At 60.4% G+C, this 19,374-nt stretch carries 17 protein-coding genes; 12 read left to right on the top strand and 5 right to left on the bottom strand.

The window, feature by feature from the left end:
* The first annotated feature begins 43 nt into the window (after window positions 1-43).
* The gene (locus GQX66_RS09710; protein ID WP_085745017.1) at window positions 44-838 is read left to right on the top strand and encodes an iron-containing redox enzyme family protein; all 795 of its coding nucleotides are present in this window, start codon (window positions 44-46) and stop codon (window positions 836-838) included.
* Window positions 839-900: 62 nt separating this feature from the next.
* Here the strand turns inward: GQX66_RS09710 and GQX66_RS09705 are convergent, their stop codons facing one another.
* The 5 genes from GQX66_RS09705 to GQX66_RS09685 form a co-directional block, all read right to left on the bottom strand.
* Entirely contained in the window at window positions 901-1,827 is a 927-nt protein-coding gene (locus tag GQX66_RS09705) for a GGDEF domain-containing protein (RefSeq protein WP_240868509.1), read from the bottom strand.
* Window positions 1,828-2,189: 362 nt separating this feature from the next.
* On the bottom strand, window positions 2,190-2,930 hold the full coding sequence (locus GQX66_RS09700) for a YciK family oxidoreductase (protein WP_240868507.1): 741 nt from the start codon (window positions 2,928-2,930) through the stop codon (window positions 2,190-2,192).
* Window positions 2,931-3,010: 80 nt separating this feature from the next.
* Window positions 3,011-3,682: an N-acetylmuramic acid 6-phosphate phosphatase MupP gene (mupP, locus tag GQX66_RS09695; protein WP_085745014.1), complete on the bottom strand. Its 672-nt coding sequence runs from the start codon at window positions 3,680-3,682 to the stop codon at window positions 3,011-3,013.
* A 4-nt stretch (window positions 3,683-3,686) separates the two neighbouring features.
* A complete protein-coding gene (gene ubiG, locus GQX66_RS09690; protein ID WP_240868505.1) occupies window positions 3,687-4,385 on the bottom strand; it encodes a bifunctional 2-polyprenyl-6-hydroxyphenol methylase/3-demethylubiquinol 3-O-methyltransferase UbiG in 699 nt (232 codons plus the stop codon).
* 58 nt (window positions 4,386-4,443) lie between these two features.
* On the bottom strand, window positions 4,444-5,778 hold the full coding sequence (locus tag GQX66_RS09685; protein WP_007950908.1) for a TRZ/ATZ family hydrolase: 1,335 nt from the start codon (window positions 5,776-5,778) through the stop codon (window positions 4,444-4,446).
* Between the two features lie 108 nt (window positions 5,779-5,886).
* On the opposite strand from GQX66_RS09685, the gene mtnA reads away from it, so the two are divergent.
* The 11 genes from mtnA (at window position 5,887) to GQX66_RS09630 (ending at window position 19,335) form a co-directional block, all read left to right on the top strand.
* The gene (gene mtnA / locus GQX66_RS09680) at window positions 5,887-6,963 is read left to right on the top strand and encodes an S-methyl-5-thioribose-1-phosphate isomerase (protein ID WP_007950910.1); all 1,077 of its coding nucleotides are present in this window, start codon (window positions 5,887-5,889) and stop codon (window positions 6,961-6,963) included.
* Between the two features lie 423 nt (window positions 6,964-7,386).
* A complete protein-coding gene (gyrA, locus tag GQX66_RS09675) occupies window positions 7,387-10,050 on the top strand; it encodes a DNA gyrase subunit A (protein WP_240868490.1) in 2,664 nt (887 codons plus the stop codon).
* A gap of 64 nt (window positions 10,051-10,114) precedes the next feature.
* Complete coding sequence (gene serC, locus GQX66_RS09670; protein ID WP_240868484.1) at window positions 10,115-11,200, top strand: 3-phosphoserine/phosphohydroxythreonine transaminase; 1,086 nt, start codon at window positions 10,115-10,117, stop codon at window positions 11,198-11,200.
* Window positions 11,200-12,294, top strand: a complete 1,095-nt coding sequence (gene pheA / locus GQX66_RS09665; protein ID WP_007950913.1) for a prephenate dehydratase — start codon at window positions 11,200-11,202, stop codon at window positions 12,292-12,294. Before serC ends, pheA begins: the two co-directional genes overlap by 1 nt.
* Before the next feature lie 12 nt (window positions 12,295-12,306).
* Window positions 12,307-13,419, top strand: a complete 1,113-nt coding sequence (gene hisC / locus GQX66_RS09660) for a histidinol-phosphate transaminase (protein ID WP_240868481.1) — start codon at window positions 12,307-12,309, stop codon at window positions 13,417-13,419.
* 28 nt (window positions 13,420-13,447) lie between these two features.
* Window positions 13,448-15,655: a bifunctional prephenate dehydrogenase/3-phosphoshikimate 1-carboxyvinyltransferase gene (locus tag GQX66_RS09655; protein WP_240868636.1), complete on the top strand. Its 2,208-nt coding sequence runs from the start codon at window positions 13,448-13,450 to the stop codon at window positions 15,653-15,655.
* Window positions 15,652-16,341 carry a (d)CMP kinase gene (gene cmk / locus GQX66_RS09650; RefSeq protein ID WP_085647507.1) on the top strand — a complete coding sequence of 230 codons (690 nt, stop codon included), beginning with the start codon at window positions 15,652-15,654 and terminating at the stop codon, window positions 16,339-16,341. The genes GQX66_RS09655 and cmk overlap by 4 nt, the downstream gene beginning before the upstream one ends.
* A gap of 120 nt (window positions 16,342-16,461) precedes the next feature.
* The gene (rpsA, locus tag GQX66_RS09645; RefSeq protein WP_085647508.1) at window positions 16,462-18,147 is read left to right on the top strand and encodes a 30S ribosomal protein S1; all 1,686 of its coding nucleotides are present in this window, start codon (window positions 16,462-16,464) and stop codon (window positions 18,145-18,147) included.
* Between the two features lie 203 nt (window positions 18,148-18,350).
* Window positions 18,351-18,629: a hypothetical protein gene (locus GQX66_RS09640; RefSeq protein ID WP_085745007.1), complete on the top strand. Its 279-nt coding sequence runs from the start codon at window positions 18,351-18,353 to the stop codon at window positions 18,627-18,629.
* A gap of 151 nt (window positions 18,630-18,780) precedes the next feature.
* Complete coding sequence (gene ihfB, locus GQX66_RS09635) at window positions 18,781-19,071, top strand: integration host factor subunit beta (protein WP_085745006.1); 291 nt, start codon at window positions 18,781-18,783, stop codon at window positions 19,069-19,071.
* A 24-nt stretch (window positions 19,072-19,095) separates the two neighbouring features.
* The gene (locus tag GQX66_RS09630; protein WP_085745005.1) at window positions 19,096-19,335 is read left to right on the top strand and encodes a LapA family protein; all 240 of its coding nucleotides are present in this window, start codon (window positions 19,096-19,098) and stop codon (window positions 19,333-19,335) included.
* Window positions 19,336-19,374: the final 39 nt, after the last annotated feature.

The following is a 19,374-nucleotide window of genomic DNA, read 5'->3' as shown; positions in this document are numbered from 1 at the left end:
CTCTTGCCGATCCGTACAATCACAAATCAAAAGGAGCCGAACAGTGATCGACACATTCAACCGAACCGGACCACTCATGGAAGCTGCAAGTTATCCCGCCTGGGCGCAACAGTTGATCCAGGATTGCAGCGAGAGCAAACGCCGGGTTGTCGAACATGAACTTTATCTGCGCATGCGTGATAACAAGCTCAGCGCCAAAACCATGCGCCAGTACCTGATCGGGGGCTGGCCCGTCGTTGAGCAATTCGCGTTGTACATGGCGCAGAACCTCACCAAGACCAAATTCGCCCGTCATCCGGGTGAAGACATGGCGCGGCGCTGGTTGATGCGCAACATTCGCGTCGAACTCAACCACGCCGATTACTGGCTGCACTGGAGCCGGGCTCATGGGGTGAGCCTGGAAGACCTGCAGGCGCAGCAAGTGCCACCGGAATTGCATGCCCTGAGCCACTGGTGCTGGCACACCAGTTCGGCGGATTCACTGATCGTGGCCATCGCGGCCACCAACTACGCCATCGAAGGCGCGACCGGGGAGTGGTCGGCGCTGGTGTGTTCGACGGGTGTCTACGCCGCGGCCTTCCCTGAAGAGGATCGCAAGCGGGCCATGAAGTGGCTGAAGATGCACGCCCAGTACGATGATGCCCATCCGTGGGAGGCACTGGAGATCATCTGCACCCTGGCCGGGATGAACCCGAGCAAAGCCTTGCAGGCGGAGCTGCGACAGGCCATCTGCAAGAGCTACGACTACATGTACCTGTTCCTCGAGCGCTGCATGCAGCTCGAACTGTCGGAGCGGGTGTTAGTCGGGCGTGAGCGTCGGGCACTGGTCGAGAGCTGATTTCGGCAACATCCATAAAAAAACGGGAGCCTTGGCTCCCGTTTTTTGTTGGCGGCGAATAATCAGCCCGCCATGGTCAGGCGATTTCGCCCTTCACGCTTGGCGACATACAGCGCGCTGTCGGCGCGGCGCAGCAGGCTGTCGGCGGATTCGCCCGGCAACAGAGTCGAGCAGCCGAGGCTCACGGTCAGTTCGATCAATTGGTTATTTGCGTAGTAATCCTGGGACTGCGCTGCCTGGCGCAGGCGCTCGCCGACCATGGCGGCCGCATCGCGACCGGTGTTGGACAGCAGGATCAGAAACTCTTCCCCGCCATAACGGAACACCATGTCGACGTTGCGCAACTGACCCTTGATCGATGCCGCCACGGCTTTGAGCACGTCGTCGCCGGCGCTGTGACCATGGAGGTCGTTGACCTGCTTGAAGTGGTCGATGTCCAGCATCAGCAACGACAGCGGTTGCAGGTGCCGGCGGGACATCTCGATTTCGCGGTGCAGTGTCTGTTCCATGGCAATGCGGTTGCCGGCACCGGTCAGTGGATCCCGCAGGGCGCTATGCGTAGCGGCGCGGTACAGCAGGGCATTGCGCATCGGATACAGCAGCGCAGACAGCAACGATTCGAGATTGCCCAGCTCCTGTTCGCTGAAGCGCTGGTTGCGGCGGAATATAAGCTCACCCATGTGCTCGCCTTCGTGGCTGAGGCTGTAGCTGGCCGAGTGGTGGCCGCGGGCACCGAACTCCATGCGCAGATCGCTGCCGTTGTTTACGTAGGTCAAGGCGTCCAGCGGCACAAGACGCTGAACTTCGCGAAAAAACAGACCGAGGATGCGTTGAGGCTCAAGGCTGGTTTGCAGTTGCAGGCACATTTGCTGGCGCAATTGCGCCAGGCTGACAGGTCGCGCCAGGAGGGGCGGCTGCTGACCAAAGCCCAGGCGTTGCAATTTGGCACTGTCGAAGTCAATTGCAGTGGTCTGGGAGGGTGATTTCATATGGCGTGAGCCCCTAAGCAGTAAGTCTGTCTTACAGGCTGGGTGAGAGCGGCTATGGGCTGCGCGTCATACTGATCCATCAGTCCCGTAGGACATTTGGCGTAAGTTTAGTCTGCCCGATGACGATTAGTCAGCTATCGAATCAGGCCTTGCCCGACTGCCTTCACTCGGCGTGCTTTGAGGAAATGTAGAGCGAAAGTCGTGCCATACGGTTCATATTTTATTAAAACCGTTTTGAATCAATGGCTTGAGATTTTTACGGAAGGAAGGGCGGTGGTTATTTGACTGAATTTGCCGTGCTCAAAACGGCAATTGCATGCCGCGACGGTATTCCGCCACGGCAACAAATGCGACGTATGGCATTACTGGGCGTTGAAGGCCTGGCCATTGATGCCGGTGCTGTCCGGGCCCATCAGGTACAGATAGACCGGCATGATTTCTTCTGGTGTCGGATTGTTCAGCGGGTTTTCACCCGGGTAAGCCTGAGCGCGCATGCTGGTGCGAGTGGCGCCCGGATTGACGCTGTTGGAGCGTACCGGGGCGACGTTTTCGACTTCGTCGGCCAGGGTTTGCATCAGGCCTTCGGTGGCGAACTTCGACACGCCATAGGCGCCCCAGTAAGCACGGCCCTTGCGCCCGACGCTGCTGGAGGTGAAGACCACCGAGGCGTCCTGCGAAAGTTTGAGCAGTGGCAGCAGCGTGCTGGTCAGCATGAACATCGCGTTGACGTTGACCTGCATGACGCGCATGAAGTTTTCACCGGACAACTGCTCGATCGGCGTGCGCGGGCCGATGATCGAGGCGTTGTGCAGCAGGCCATCGAGGTGGCCGAACTCGGTCTCGATCATCGCCGCCAGCTCATCGTATTGATGGGGCAGGGCGGTTTCGAGGTTGAACGGGATCACGGCCGGCTGCGGATGCCCGGCCGCTTCGATCTCGTCGTAGATCTGGGTCAGATTGGCTTCGGTCTTGCCCAGCAGCAGCACGGTCGCGCCGTGGGCGGCGTAGGTCCTGGCGGCAGCCGCGCCGATGCCACGACCGGCACCGGTGACCAGAATGACCCGATCCTTGAGCAATTCGGGGCGAGCGGAGTAATCAAACATAAGAAACCTCTAATCCATTAACTTCTGATCGTTCCCGCGTCATGCGCGGGAATTCAGCGATGGTCGCTTTGCCGCACCACTCAGCAACTGCACAGCGCGTTGTCGAGCACCTTGCGCAACTCCAGCGGATGATCCACCACCACGTCCGCGCCCCAGTGCCGAGGGTTGTCGTCGGGGTGGATGTAGCCATAGGTCACGGCAGCGGTTTTGGTGCCGGCGTCACGGCCGGATTCGATATCGCGCAGATCATCGCCGATAAACAGAACGGTCGACGGATCCAGATCAAGCATCTTGCAGGCCAGGGTCAGCATCTCGGGATCCGGCTTGCTGTTCTTCACGTGATCCGGGCAGATCAGCAGGGCCGAGCGCTCGGCCAGCCCCAGTTGCTGCATGATCGGCTCGGCGAAGCGCAGCGGCTTGTTGGTGACCACGCCCCAGACCAGATGGGCTTTCTCGATGTCGGCCAGCAATTCGCCCATGCCGTCGAACAGCTTGCTGTGCACGGCACAACCGACGAGGTAGCGCTCAAGGAACTCCAGACGCAATTCCTCGAAGCCCGGCGACTCCGGATCCATCGAGAACGTCACCGCGACCATGGCCTTGGCGCCGCCGGAGATTTCATCGCGGATGTGTTTGTCGTTCATTGGCGGCAAGCCGCGATCCGCGCGCATCGCCTGGCAAATGGCGATGAAGTCCGGCGCGGTGTCGAGCAGAGTGCCGTCCATGTCGAAAAGGACTGCTCTGATGGCCATCGGCTTACTCCTCGCGCAGGGTCTGGATCATGTAGTTGACGTCAACGTCCGCCGCCAGCTTGTAGTGCTTGGTCAGCGGGTTGTAGGTCAGACCGATGATGTCCTTGACGGTCAGGCCGGCCATGCGGCTCCAGGCGCCCAGCTCGGACGGGCGGATGAATTTCTTGAAGTCGTGAGTGCCGCGCGGCAGCAGCTTCATGATGTATTCGGCGCCGACGATGGCGAACAGGTACGCCTTCGGGTTGCGGTTGATGGTGGAGAAGAACACCTGGCCGCCGGGCTTGACCATGCGGAAGCAGGCGCGGATCACCGAGGAAGGGTCCGGTACGTGCTCGAGCATTTCCAGGCAGGTGACGACGTCGAACTGCTCGGGCATTTCTTCGGCCAGGGCTTCGGCGGTGATCTGCCGGTATTCGACGTTCACGCCGGATTCCAGCTGATGCAGTTGCGCGACCGCCAGTGGCGCTTCGCCCATGTCGATGCCGGTCACGGTCGCGCCGCGCTGAGCCATGGCTTCACTGAGGATGCCGCCGCCGCAACCGACGTCGAGGACCTTCTTGCCGGCCAGATTGACGCGTTTGTCAATCCAGTTGACCCGCAGCGGGTTGATGTCGTGCAGCGGTTTGAACTCGCTCTCGCGGTCCCACCAACGATGGGCCAGGGCTTCGAATTTGGCGATTTCGGCGTGGTCGACGTTGCTCATGATTTCAATCCTCTAAAACTTGAAAAGGGCTGTAGCCCCGGAGTTTGCCCCGGGGTGTTTACGATTCGGTGTGGCCGCTGATGCGTCGGCCCCAGGCCCGGGCGGTTTCGCCGAGCTGTTGTTCGTCCAGTCGGGTCAGGCGCCGGTCGTCGAGCAACTGCTTGCCGGCAACCCACAGGTGTTTCACGCAGTCGCGACCGGTGGCGTATATAAGCTGCGAGACCGGGTCATAGACCGGTTGTTGCGCCAGGCCGGACAGGTCGAAGGCGACGATGTCGGCCGCCTTGCCGAGCTCCAGCGAGCCGGTCTCGGCTTCGATCCCCAAGGCTCGCGCGCCGTTCAGCGTGGCCATGCGCAGCGCCCGGTGGGCGTCCAGCGCGGTGGCCGAGCCGGCGACGGCTTTGGCCAACAGAGCGGCAGTGCGGGTTTCACCCAGCAGGTCCAGGTCATTGTTGCTCGCGGCGCCATCGGTGCCGACCGCCACGTTGACTCCGGCCTGCCACAGGCGCTCCACCGGGCAGAAGCCGCTGGCCAGTTTCAGGTTCGACTCCGGGCAGTGGATCACGCTGGTGTTGCTTTCTACCAGCAACGCCAGGTCGTCATCGCTGATCTGGGTCATGTGCACGGCCTGGAAGCGCGGGCCGAGCAAGCCCAGTCGGCCAAGGCGGGCCAGCGGGCGTTCGCCGCGCTGTTCGACCGCTTGCTGCACTTCGAACGCGGTTTCGTGGACGTGCATGTGTATCGAGGCGTCCAGCTCTTCGGCGATCACGCGGATTTTTTCCAGGTTCTCGTCGCCCACGGTGTAGGGTGCATGAGGGCCGAAGGTGATCTTGATGCGCTCGTGATGCTTCAGGTCGCCGAACAGTTCGACGCCCTGACGAATGGCTTCATCGGCGCTGGCGGCACCCGGAATCGGGAAGTCGAGGATCGGAATCGCGATCTGCGCGCGGATTCCGCTGTTGTGCACGCGCTCGCTGGCAACCTTCGGGAAGAAGTACATGTCCGAGAAACAGGTGATGCCACCTTTTATCTGCTCGGCGATGGCCAGGTCGGTGCCGTCACGCACAAAATCTTCATCGACCCATTTGCCTTCGGCCGGCCAGATGTGGTTTTCCAGCCAGGTCATCAGCGGCAGATCGTCGGCCAGCCCACGGAACAGCGTCATCGCGGCGTGGCCGTGGGCGTTGATCAGGCCGGGGCTGAGCAAAACGTCCGGCAGTTCGCGGACTTCGGCGGCGTTACACTTCAGCGCTTCGGCACGCGGGCCGATAAACACGATGCGACCGTCGCGGATGCCCAGGCCATGCTCCTTGAGCACAACGCCTGCAGGTTCGACGGGTACCAGCCAGGTCGGCAGCAATAATAAGTCGAGCGCAATGGCAGGTTTCGGCATCGAGGGTCGGTTCCAGTGCTTTTGTAAAGGATGGCGAAGTATACCCGAGCGTCTTCGCGGGGGGATCGCTATAATCGGCGGCTTTTGTTCATGAGTGCGGGGTGAGGGATGCGCGATCGACTGTTGGCTGCGGAGAAAGTAAAGGCCATCGATTGGCGTGATGGCGCGCTCCACCTGCTGGATCAGCGCGTTTTGCCGTTCGAGGAAAACTGGATCGCCTACACCAGCGCCGCCGGCGTGGCCGAGGCAATTCGTTCGATGGTGGTGCGCGGTGCGCCGGCCATCGGCATCAGTGCCGCGTACGGCATCGTGTTGGCGGCCCGTGCCCGGATTGCCGAAGGTGGCGACTGGTATGCGTCGCTGGAAGAGGATTTCATGTTGCTGGCCGATTCCCGTCCGACAGCGGTCAACCTGTTCTGGGCGTTGAACCGCATGCACGACCGGCTGGACCGCTTGAAGGAAAACGCCGATCCGCTGGCGGCGCTGGAAGCCGAAGCCATTGCGATTCATGAAAGCGATCGTGAAGCCAACCTGACCATGGCCCAGCTCGGCGTCGACCTGATCCGCAAGCATCAGGGCAATGCTCAGGCAATTCTCACTCACTGCAACACCGGCGCCCTGGCCACCGGCGGTTTCGGGACGGCGCTCGGGGTGATTCGCGCGGCGTTCATCGAGGGCATGGTCGAGCGCGTCTACGCCGACGAAACCCGGCCGTGGCTTCAAGGCTCGCGTCTGACCGCGTGGGAGCTGGCCAACGAAGGCATTCCGGTGACCCTGAACGCTGACTCTGCCGCCGCGCATATCATGAAAACCAAAGGCGTGACCTGGGTGATCGTCGGCGCCGACCGGATCACCGCCAACGGCGATGTGGCGAACAAGATCGGCACCTATCAACTGGCGGTCAACGCCATGCACCACGGCGTGCGTTTCATGGTGGTGGCGCCGAGTTCGACCATCGACATGAATCTGGCCAGCGGTGACGACATCCCGATCGAGGAGCGCGACGGCGCCGAGTTGCTGGAGGTTGGCGGCAAACGTGTCGGGGCTGACGTCGAAGCGTTCAACCCGGTGTTTGACGTGACCCCGGCGGATCTGATCGATGCGATCGTCACCGAAAAAGGCATCGTCGAGCGCCCGGACACCGCGAAAATGGCGCAGTTGATGTGCCGCAAGCGCCTGCATTGATTGGCTTGATGTCCGCGTTGTCCTCTTCGCAGCAGGCTCGCTCCCACAGGTTTTGTGATCGCCACAGAACCTTGCGGGAGCGAGCCTGCTCGCGATGGGGCCTTGAAAGTCAATAAACATCCGCAATTTCGCCCCGAAATTTGCATTCAGGGAAGCTCTGAGCTTCTCTCGTCCCCGTTAAGCCTGTCATCGGTCATCTAACTATGCTCCATGCGCATCTGGGGGATAGGTGCGTGGCGGCTCTTGTGATAACATCCGGCGTTTTCCGAGGCAGTCCCACGGGGTTGTCTTCACTGCGCAAATCCAGGGTCAACTTGTCGATTTGTCGTAAGTCGGCGCATGGCACTCGGCCTGCATCGACGAGCTTCGTGCGTCCCCTATGGATATGGCGAAGTTTCACCAGAAAAAGGAATCAGGCTTCTCATGGGCGAACTGGCCAAAGAAATCCTCCCGGTCAATATCGAAGACGAGCTGAAACAGTCCTATCTCGACTACGCGATGAGCGTGATCGTCGGCCGTGCACTGCCGGATGCGCGCGATGGCTTGAAGCCCGTGCACCGTCGCGTGCTGTTCGCGATGAGCGAGCTGGGCAACGACTTCAACAAGCCGTACAAGAAATCTGCCCGTGTCGTCGGTGACGTGATCGGTAAGTATCACCCGCACGGTGATACCGCGGTGTACGACACCATCGTCCGCATGGCGCAGCCTTTCTCCCTGCGTTACCTGCTGGTCGACGGCCAGGGCAACTTCGGTTCGGTGGACGGCGACAACGCCGCGGCCATGCGATACACCGAAGTGCGCATGACCAAGCTGGCGCACGAGCTGCTGGCCGACCTGCACAAGGAAACCGTGGACTGGGTGCCGAACTACGACGGCACCGAGCTGATCCCGGCGGTCATGCCGACCCGCGTTCCGAACCTGCTGGTCAACGGTTCCAGCGGTATCGCCGTGGGCATGGCGACCAATATTCCGCCGCACAACCTCGGTGAAGTCATCGACGGTTGCCTGGCCCTCATCGACAACCCCGAGCTGACCGTCGATGAGCTGATGCAATACATTCCCGGTCCGGACTTCCCGACTGCCGCGATCATCAACGGTCGCGCCGGCATCATCGAAGCCTACCGCACCGGCCGTGGCCGCATTTACATGCGCGCCCGTTCGATCATCGAAGACATCGACAAGGTCGGTGGCCGTCAGCAGATCGTCATCACCGAACTCCCTTACCAGCTGAACAAGGCACGCCTGATCGAGAAGATCGCCGAGCTGGTAAAAGAGAAGAAACTCGAAGGCATCACCGAACTGCGCGACGAGTCCGACAAGGACGGTATGCGCGTCGTGATCGAACTGCGTCGCGGCGAAGTGCCTGAGGTGATCCTCAACAACCTCTACGCCCAGACCCAGCTGCAATCGGTATTCGGCATCAACATCGTTGCGCTGATCGACGGCCGTCCGCGGATCCTGAACCTCAAGGACCTGCTGGAAGCCTTCGTCCGTCACCGTCGCGAAGTGGTTACCCGCCGTACCGTGTTCGAACTGCGCAAGGCGCGCGAGCGCGGTCACATCCTCGAAGGTCAGGCCGTTGCCCTGTCGAACATCGACCCGGTGATCGCCCTGATCAAGGCTTCGCCGACGCCGTCGGAAGCCAAGGAAGCGCTGGTCAGCACGCCGTGGGAATCCTCGGCTGTGGTGGCGATGGTGGAACGTGCCGGTGCCGATTCGTGCCGTCCGGAAAACCTCGATCCGCAATACGGGCTGCGCGACGGCAAGTACTTCCTGTCGCCAGAACAGGCGCAAGCCATTCTGGAGCTGCGTCTGCACCGTCTGACCGGTCTGGAGCACGAAAAGCTGCTGGCCGAGTATCAAGAGATCCTCAACCAGATCGGCGAGCTGATCCGCATCCTCAACAGCGCCGTGCGCCTGATGGAAGTGATCCGCGAAGAGCTGGAAGTGATCCGTGCCGAATACGGCGACGTGCGCCGCACCGAAATCCTCGATGCCCGTCTCGACCTGACCCTGGGCGACATGATCCCGGAAGAGGAGCGCGTCGTGACCATCTCCCACGGTGGCTATGCCAAGACCCAGCCGCTGGCTGCGTACCAGGCCCAGCGTCGTGGCGGTAAAGGCAAATCGGCTACCGGCGTGAAGGATGAGGACTACATCGCTCACCTGCTGGTCGCCAACAGCCACACCACGCTGCTGCTGTTCTCCAGCAAGGGCAAGGTGTACTGGCTGAAAACCTACGAAATCCCTGAAGCGTCCCGCGCCGCCCGTGGTCGTCCGCTGGTCAACCTGCTGCCGCTGGATGATGGTGAGTACATCACCACCATGCTGCCGGTCGAGGAATACACCGAAGGTCACTACATCTTCATGGCCACCGCCAACGGCACCGTGAAGAAGACCCCGCTGGAATCCTTCAGCCGTCAGCGCAGCGTCGGTCTGATCGCGCTGGAACTGGACGAGGGTGACGTGCTGATCTCCGCGGCCATCACCGATGGCGAGCGTGAAGTAATGCTGTTCTCCGACGGCGGCAAGGTCACCCGCTTCAAGGAATCCGACGTGCGTGCCATGGGCCGTACCGCCCGCGGTGTGCGCGGCATGCGTCTGCCGGAAGGGCAGAAGCTGATTTCGATGCTGATCCCGGAAGAAGGCAGCCAGATCCTCACCGCTTCCGAGCGTGGCTACGGCAAACGCACCGCGATCACCGAGTTCCCTGAGTACAAACGTGGCGGCCAGGGCGTGATCGCCATGGTCAGCAACGAGCGTAACGGCCGTCTGGTCGGTGCGGTTCAGGTGCTCGATGGCGAGGAGATCATGCTGATTTCCGACCAGGGCACGCTGGTGCGTACCCGTGTCGACGAAGTTTCCAGCCTGGGTCGTAACACCCAGGGCGTGACCCTGATCAAGCTGGCCAAGGATGAGACCCTGGTCGGTCTGGAGCGGGTCCAGGAGCCGTCGGAAGTCGAGGGTGAAGAGCTTGAAGGTGAAGAAGGTGTCGAACTGGGAGAGGGCGTGATCGGCGCCGAACCGGACGATGCGGTCGACAACCTGCAGGCGGACGCCGCAGACGAAGAAGAGTCGCAAGACTAACCAAATCGTAGCAGGGCAGAGTGTTTGCTCTGTCCGCTACCGTGATTGCATAGCGAGAGTGGATGTGAGCAAACGAGCCTATAACTTCTGCGCAGGTCCCGCTGCGCTGCCTGAAGCTGTCCTGTTGCGTGCGCAGTCCGAGATGCTCGACTGGCACGGCAAGGGTCTGTCGGTCATGGAAATGAGCCATCGCAGCGATGACTACGTGGCCATCGCCGAGAAGGCCGAACAAGACCTGCGCGACCTGCTGTCCATCCCCTCCAATTACAAAGTGCTGTTCCTGCAGGGCGGTGCGAGCCAACAGTTCGCCGAGATTCCGCTGAACCTGCTGCCCGAGAACGGTACTGCCGACTATGTCGAAACCGGCATCTGGTCGAAGAAAGCCATCGAGGAAGGGCGTCGCTTCGGCAACATCAACGTTGCTGCCAGCGCCAAGCCTTATGACTACCTGGCCATCCCCGGCCAGAACGAATGGAACCTGACCCCGGGTGCGGCCTATCTGCACTATGCGTCCAACGAAACCATCGGCGGCCTGCAGTTCGACTGGGTTCCCGAGGCTGGTGACGTTCCGCTGGTGGTCGACATGTCCTCCGATATCCTCTCGCGTCCGATCGATGTGTCGCAGTACGGCCTGATCTACGCCGGCGCGCAGAAGAACATCGGCCCGAGCGGTCTGGTGGTAGTGATCGTCCGTGAAGACCTGCTGGGTCGCGCCCGCAGTTCGTGCCCGACCATGCTCGACTACAAGATCTCCGCCGATAACGGCTCGATGTACAACACCCCTGCCACCTATTCCTGGTACCTCTCGGGCCTGGTGTTCGAGTGGCTGAAGGAGCAGGGCGGTGTCGCTGCAATGGAGCAGCGCAACAAGGCGAAGAAAGATCGCCTGTACGGCTTCATCGACAACAGCGACTTCTATACCAACCCGATCAGCGTCAACGCCCGCTCGTGGATGAACGTGCCGTTCCGTCTGGCTGACGAGCGCCTGGACAAGGCGTTCCTGGCTGGCGCCGACGCCCGTGGTCTGCTCAACCTCAAGGGCCATCGCTCGGTTGGCGGCATGCGTGCCTCGATCTACAACGCCCTGGGTCTGGACGCCGTCGAAGCGCTGGTTGGCTACATGGCTGAATTCGAGAAGGAGCATTCCTGATGTCCGAGCAGGAGCTCAAGGCGCTGCGCGTTCGCATCGATAACCTGGACGAGAAGATCCTCCAGCTGATCAGCGATCGCGCGCGCTGCGCCGAAGAAGTTGCCCGGGTCAAGATGGCCAGTCTGGCCGAAGGCGAGCAGCCGGTGTTCTACCGTCCCGAGCGTGAGGCGCAGGTCCTCAAGCGTGTGATGGAACGCAACAAGGGGCCGCTGGGCAACGAAGAGATGGCGCGCTTGTTCCGCGAAATCATGTCTTCGTGCCTGGCTCTCGAGAACCCGCTGAAAGTGGCTTATCTCGGTCCGGAAGGCACCTTCACCCAAGCGGCGGCCATGAAGCACTTCGGTCACGCGGTGATCAGCAAGCCGATGGCGGCGATCGACGAAGTGTTCCGTGAAGTGGCAGCCGGTGCGGTGAATTTCGGCGTGGTGCCGGTGGAGAACTCCACCGAAGGCGCGGTCAACCATACCCTCGACAGCTTCCTCGAACACGACATGGTCATCTGTGGCGAAGTCGAGTTGCGCATTCACCACCACCTGTTGGTCGGTGAAAACACCAAGACCGACAGCATCAGCCGCATTTATTCCCACGCTCAGTCGCTGGCCCAGTGCCGCAAGTGGCTGGACGCCCATTATCCGAATGTCGAGCGCGTGGCGGTTTCCAGCAACGCCGAGGCGGCCAAGCGGGTCAAGGGCGAGTGGAACTCGGCGGCGATCGCCGGTGACATGGCGGCCGGGCTGTATGGCCTGACCCGTCTGGCCGAGAAGATCGAGGATCGCCCGGACAACTCCACGCGCTTCCTGATGATCGGTAACCAGGAAGTGCCGCCGACCGGCGACGACAAGACGTCGATCATCGTATCCATGAGCAACAAGCCCGGCGCGCTCCATGAGCTGCTGGTGCCGTTCCATGACAACGGGATCGACCTGACCCGGATCGAAACCCGTCCGTCGCGCAGCGGCAAATGGACCTACGTGTTCTTCATCGACTTCGTTGGTCATCACCGTGATCCGCTGATCAAAGGTGTACTGGAAAAGATCAGTCAGGAAGCAGTAGCACTCAAGGTGCTGGGTTCCTACCCGAAAGCAGTTCTTTAAGGGGTGGTAGCAATGAGTGGCAACTTCCTCGCTCTGGCACAGCCGGGCGTGCAACAACTTTCGCCCTACGTACCGGGCAAGCCCGTGGACGAACTGGCGCGCGAGCTGGATCTGGATCCGGCAAGCATCGTCAAACTGGCGAGCAACGAAAACCCGTTGGGCGCCAGCCCGAAAGCGCTGGACGCGATCCGCGAAGCGCTGGACGAGCTGACTCGTTATCCGGACGGCAACGGTTTTGCCCTGAAATCCCTGCTGGCCGAGCAGTGCCGTGTCGAGCTGAACCAGGTGACCCTGGGCAACGGCTCCAACGACATTCTTGAACTGGTGGCGCGCGCCTATCTGGCGCCGGGCCTGAATGCCGTGTTCAGCGAGCACGCGTTCGCGGTCTACCCGATCGCGACCCAGGCGGTCGGCGCTCAGGCCAAGGTCGTTCCGGCCAAGGACTGGGGTCATGACCTGCCAGCGATGCTGGCGGCCATCGACGCCAGCACCCGCGTCGTGTTCATCGCCAACCCGAACAACCCGACCGGCACCTGGTTCGGCGCCGAAGCGCTGGACGAGTTCCTGCAGGACGTGCCGGAACATGTGCTGGTGGTGCTGGACGAGGCCTACATCGAATACGCCGAAGGCAGCGATCTGCCGGATGGTCTGGATTTCCTCGCGGCTTATCCGAACCTGCTGGTCTCGCGCACGTTCTCCAAGGCCTACGGTCTGGCGGCGCTGCGCGTTGGTTACGGCTTGTCCACCCCGGTGGTGGCGGACGTGCTGAACCGTGTACGCCAGCCGTTCAACGTCAACAGCCTGGCTTTGGCCGCGGCGTGTGCGGCGCTGAAGGACGAGGAGTATCTGGCGCAGAGCCGTCAGCTCAATGAATCCGGCATGCAACAGCTGGAAGCGGGTTTCCGCGAGCTGGGCCTGAGCTGGATTCCTTCCAGGGGCAACTTTATCTGCGTCGACCTCGGTCAGGTGGCGGCTCCGGTGTTCCAGGGCCTGCTGCGCGAAGGCGTGATCGTGCGTGCGGTGGCCAACTACGGCATGCCGAACCATCTGCGGGTGACCATCGGTCTGCCGGCGGAAAACAGCCGCTTCCTCGAAGCGCTGCGCAAGGTTCTGGCTCGTGGTTGATGTCACTGCGCTGCAATCTGCTGCACCTATGATCGGGCGTCTGGTGGTGGTCGGTCTGGGGTTGATCGGTGGTTCGTTTGCCAAAGGTTTGCGTGAAAGCGGCGTGTGCCGCGAAGTGGTCGGGGTCGATCTCGATCCGCAATCGCGCAAGCTGGCGGTCGAGTTGGGCGTGGTGGATCGCTGCGAAGATGATCTGGCAGCGGCTTGCCAGGGCGCGGACGTGATCCAGTTGGCGGTACCGATCCTGGCCATGGAAAAAGTGCTGGCCCGTCTGGCCAGTATGGATCTGGGGCAGGCGATCCTGACGGATGTCGGCAGCGCCAAGGGCAATGTGGTGCGCGCGGCGACCGAAGCGTTCGGCGGCATGCCGGCGCGTTTCGTGCCGGGCCATCCGATTGCCGGTTCCGAGCAGAGCGGGGTGGAAGCCTCCAACTCGGAACTGTTCCGCCGTCATAAAGTGATTCTGACCCCGCTGGAGCAGACCGATCCGGCTGCCCTGGCGGTGGTTGATCGCTTGTGGCGCGAGCTGGGTGCCGACGTTGAGCACATGCAGGTCGAGCGTCACGATGAAGTGCTGGCTGCGACCAGTCATCTGCCGCACCTGCTGGCCTTCGGTCTGGTCGATTCGCTGGCCAAACGCAATGAAAACCTTGAGATCTTCCGTTACGCTGCGGGCGGTTTCCGTGATTTCACAAGAATCGCCGGAAGCGACCCGGTCATGTGGCATGACATCTTTCTCGCCAATCGCGAGGCTGTCCTGCGCACACTCGATACATTTCGCAGCGACCTCGACGCCTTGCGCGACGCGGTCGATGCAGGGGATGGGCACCAATTGTTGGGCGTCTTCACGCGCGCCCGGGTTGCCCGCGAGCATTTCAGTAAAATCCTGGCCCGCAGGGCCTATGTGGACGCTATGAATTCCAACGATCTGATTTTCCTGGCTCAACCTGGTGGCCGCCTGTCCGGTCGGATTCGCGTACCGGGTGACAAATCGATTTCCCACCGTTCGATCATGCTCGGTTCCCTGGCTGAAGGCGTCACCGAAGTCGAAGGCTTCCTCGAGGGCGAAGACGCCTTGGCGACCTTGCAGGCGTTCCGCGACATGGGCGTGGTCATCGAAGGCCCGCATCACGGCCGCGTGACCATCCACGGTGTCGGCCTGCATGGCCTGAAGCCTGCGCCGGGCCCGATCTATCTGGGCAACTCCGGCACTTCGATGCGCCTGCTGTCCGGCCTGCTGGCCGCGCAGGACTTCGACAGCACTCTGACCGGTGATGCTTCGCTGTCCAAGCGTCCGATGAATCGCGTCGCCAACCCGCTCCGGGAAATGGGTGCCGTGATCGAAACCGCTGCCGAGGGTCGTCCACCGATGACCATTCGTGGCGGTCACAAGCTCAAAGGCCTGACCTACACCATGCCGATGGCCAGTGCTCAGGTTAAGTCCTGCCTGCTGCTGGCGGGTCTGTACGCCGAAGGCAAGACTACCGTTACCGAGCCAGCTCCGACCCGTGACCACACCGAGCGCATGCTGCGCGGCTTCGGCTATCCGGTGAGCGTCAACGGTGCCACGGCATCGGTTGAGTCCGGCGGCAAGCTGACCGCGACCCACATTGAAGTGCCGGGCGATATCTCGTCGTCGGCATTCTTCCTGGTGGCGGCGTCGATTGCTGAAGGCTCGGAACTGGTACTCGAGCACGTCGGCATCAACCCGACCCGTACCGGTGTGATCGACATCCTGCGCCTGATGGGCGCCGACATCACTCTGGAAAACCAGCGTGAAGTGGGTGGCGAGCCGGTTGCCGACCTGCGCGTGCGAGCGGCTAAACTCAAGGGTATCGAGATTCCGGAAGCGCTGGTTCCACTGGCGATCGACGAATTCCCGGTGCTGTTCGTGGCCGCGGCCTGTGCCGAAGGGCGTACCGTGCTGACCGGCGCCGAAGAGCTGCGGGTCAAGGAGTCGGACCGTATCCAGGTCATGGCGGACGGTCTGCTGGCGCTGGGCGTCAAGTGCGAACCGACCCCGGACGGCATCATCATCGACGGCGGCCAGATCGGCGGCGGCGAAGTGCATGGTCATGGCGATCACCGTATCGCGATGGCTTTCAGCGTGGCCTCGCTGCGCGCCACGGCACCGATCCGCATCCATGACTGCGCCAACGTCGCGACATCGTTCCCGAACTTCCTGGCGCTGTGCGCACAGGTCGGCATTCGTGTGGCGCAAGAGGCTCAGTCGTGAACAATATTGCTCCGGTCATCACCATCGATGGGCCAAGCGGCTCGGGCAAAGGCACCGTAGCCGGGATTCTGGCCAAGCGTCTGGGCTGGAATCTGCTGGATTCCGGTGCGCTGTATCGCCTGCTGGCGTTTGCTGCGCACAACCATGGTGTTGACCTGACCAATGAAGAGCTGCTGAAGAAACTGGCCGCTCATCTGGATGTGCAGTTCATCGCGGCGACCGACGGTCAACTGCAACGCATCATTCTGGAAGGTGACGAAGTCAGCGATGTCATCCGCACTGAAAGCGTCGGTTCCGGCGCTTCTCAGGTGGCTGCATTGCCGGCCGTGCGCGAGGCGCTGCTGCAGCGCCAGCGTGCTTTCCAGGAATCGCCGGGCCTGGTGGCCGATGGTCGCGACATGGGCACGGTGGTATTTCCGAATGCGCCCCTGAAGATTTTCCTGACCGCCAGTGCCGAGGAGCGGGCGCGCCGTCGATATTTGCAGTTGAAGGGCAAAGTCGAGGGTGTTAGTCTGTCGAGTCTGCTAGATGAGATCCGTGCGCGCGACGAGCGTGATACCCAGCGAGCGGTGGCCCCGCTAAAGCCGGCGGCCGACGCCATACAGCTGGATTCCACGGAGTTGTCCATCGATCAGGTGCTGGAACGCATCATGAGCGAGATCGCCATTCGCGATATCGCCGGGTGACCAGGAAGGCCGCAGGGGACCAGTCATAGTCCTGCGGTGGCTTCCTTTAAATGAAACTGACCCGCATCGTCTGGGATGTGGAGACGGGCGTATTTTTCGCCCTAATCAACAGGAATTAAAATGAGCGAAAGCTTTGCGGAACTCTTTGAAGAAAGCCTAAAGACCCTGAACCTTCAGGCAGGCTCCATCATCACCGGTGTTATCGTTGATATCGATTACCAAGCTCGCTGGGTAACCGTTCACGCTGGCCTGAAGTCCGAAGCACTGATCCCTCTGGAGCAGTTCTACAACGACGCTGGCGAACTGAACATCAACGTCGGTGACGAAGTTCACGTTGCTCTGGACTCGGTTGAAGACGGTTTCGGCGAAACCAAGCTGTCCCGTGAAAAAGCCAAGCGCGCTGAATGCTGGATCGTTCTGGAAGCAGCCTTCGCAGCCGAGGAAGTGGTCAAGGGCGTTATCAACGGTAAGGTTAAAGGCGGCTTCACTGTCGACGTTAACGGCATCCGTGCGTTCCTGCCAGGTTCCCTGGTTGACGTCCGTCCAGTGCGCGACACCACGCACCTGGAAGGCAAAGAGCTGGAATTCAAGGTCATCAAGCTGGACCAGAAGCGCAACAACGTTGTCGTTTCCCGTCGCAGCGTCCTGGAAGCCGAGAACTCCGCCGAGCGTGAAGCTCTGCTGGAATCCCTGCAGGAAGGCCAGCAAGTCAAAGGTATCGTCAAAAACCTCACCGATTACGGCGCATTCGTCGATCTGGGTGGCGTGGACGGCCTGCTGCACATCACCGACATGGCCTGGAAGCGCATCAAGCATCCTTCCGAGATCGTCAACGTTGGTGACGAAATCGATGTCAAGGTTCTGAAATACGATCGCGAACGCAACCGTGTTTCCTTGGGCCTGAAACAACTGGGCGAAGATCCATGGGTTGCTATCAAAGCCCGTTACCCAGAAGGCACTCGTGTTACCGCTCGTGTGACCAACCTGACCGACTACGGCTGCTTCGCTGAGCTGGAAGAAGGCGTTGAAGGTCTGGTACACGTTTCGGAAATGGACTGGACCAACAAGAACATCCACCCTTCGAAAGTCGTACAAGTCGGCGACGAAGTGGAAGTCATGGTTCTGGACATCGACGAAGAGCGTCGTCGTATCTCCCTGGGCATCAAGCAGTGCAAGTCGAACCCATGGGAAGACTTCTCTGGCCAGTTCAACAAGGGCGACAAGATCTCCGGCACCATCAAGTCGATCACCGATTTCGGTATCTTCATTGGTCTGGACGGCGGCATCGACGGTCTGGTTCACCTGTCCGACATCTCCTGGAACGAAGTGGGCGAAGAAGCCGTACGTCGTTTCAAGAAGGGCGACGAGCTGGACACCGTTATCCTGTCGGTTGACCCGGAGCGTGAGCGTATCTCCCTGGGTATCAAGCAACTGGAAAGCGATCCGTTCTCCGAGTACGTCTCGGTTAACGACAAAGGCGCAATCGTTACTGGCACCGTGAAAGAAGTTGACGCCAAAGGCGCCATCATCGTTCTGGCCGACGATATCGAAGCGACTCTGAAAGCCTCCGAAATCAGCCGTGACCGCGTTGAAGACGCGCGCAACGTTCTGAAAGAAGGCCAGCAAGTAGAAGCCAAGATCATCAGCGTTGATCGTAAGAGCCGCGTAATCCAGCTGTCGATCAAATCGAAAGACGATGCTGAAGAGAAAGAAGCCATCCAGAGCCTGAAAACCGCTCCGGAAGGTGAAGCAGCTGACACCACCATGGCGGCACTGCTGCGTCAAGCAATGGCCAAACAGAACTGAGTTCTGTCTGATCATTAAAAAGGGCGACTTCGGTCGCCCTTTTTTGTGCCTGCGATTTGGTAAGCCTCGCTCTCTGGTTATACGGGTGAAACCATTTCCTTTGCCGGGCGGTCTGTTTCTTTAATCGGATCAATCGTCTATTCGCGTCTAGGCTTAGTCTGAAGATCGCAGTAGTCGGGCAGGCGCCTGGCATAAGGATGTGAATGAACAAGTTTATAGTTTTGTTGGGTATGTTGGTGTTGGCAGGCTGTACGACTAGCGCCAAGACTCATGCGGTGCGCGGAGTCAGCGGTATCGAGGTTGACTGCTCCGGCTTGGGTTCGGGCTGGGAGAGGTGTCAGAAGCGCGCAGCCAAGGAATGCAAGGGGGCGGGTTACAAGGTGATCACGCGATCTGATGATGCGCGGGATGAGGATGAGTTTCCCTTTGGTTTCAATCCTGCCGGCTATGTCACTCGAACCATGCTGGTGATTTGTCGGTGAGTGAGCGTTGGCGTGCATGCGATCCGATGCCCTGAAAATGGGCGTTTCGGCGAGCGGAAAGATATGTCAAGCCCTGGGCTGTTCAAAATCTTCCGGGCGTGCTAAAACCTTTCAAGCGCTGATCTAGCTGCTTGAAAAAGAAGGGAAAAATATGACGAAGTCGGAGTTGATCGAACGAATTGTCACCCATCAGGGGCTGCTCTCATCCAAGGATGTTGAGCTGGCCATCAAGACCATGCTTGAGCAAATGTCCCAGTGTCTGGCCACGGGGGATCGTATCGAGATTCGTGGTTTTGGCAGCTTTTCATTGCACTATCGTGCGCCGCGTGTCGGCCGCAACCCGAAGACAGGGCAGTCTGTCAGTCTTGACGGAAAGTTCGTTCCCCATTTCAAGCCAGGCAAAGAGCTTCGGGATCGAGTGAATGAGGAAGAGGATGAATAGTAGATATGACCAGGGAAGCAGTTTATGACTAATCTCAAACGAATCCTCTTGGGAGGATTTCTACTGCTGCTGGTTCTGGTAATCCTGGCATTTGTACTTGAAAATCAGCAAACAGTATCCCTGCTGTTTCTCGGTTGGGAAGCACCTCATTTACCCGCTTCTGTCGTAATGTTGGCGGCACTCTTGGTCGGTATGATCATCGGCCCTCTGTTACGTCTGTTATTGGGTCGTGCTCTACGCGCTCGGCGCAAACCTTCGATTTAGATTTTTTAAGTTTCCTGAGCAGAATAAAGAGGGGAAGCC

The organism is Pseudomonas sp. B707, assembly GCF_022496685.1.
Classification (GTDB): domain Bacteria; phylum Pseudomonadota; class Gammaproteobacteria; order Pseudomonadales; family Pseudomonadaceae; genus Aquipseudomonas; species Aquipseudomonas paraglycinae.
This window is presented reverse-complemented; position numbering and strand designations above follow the sequence as displayed.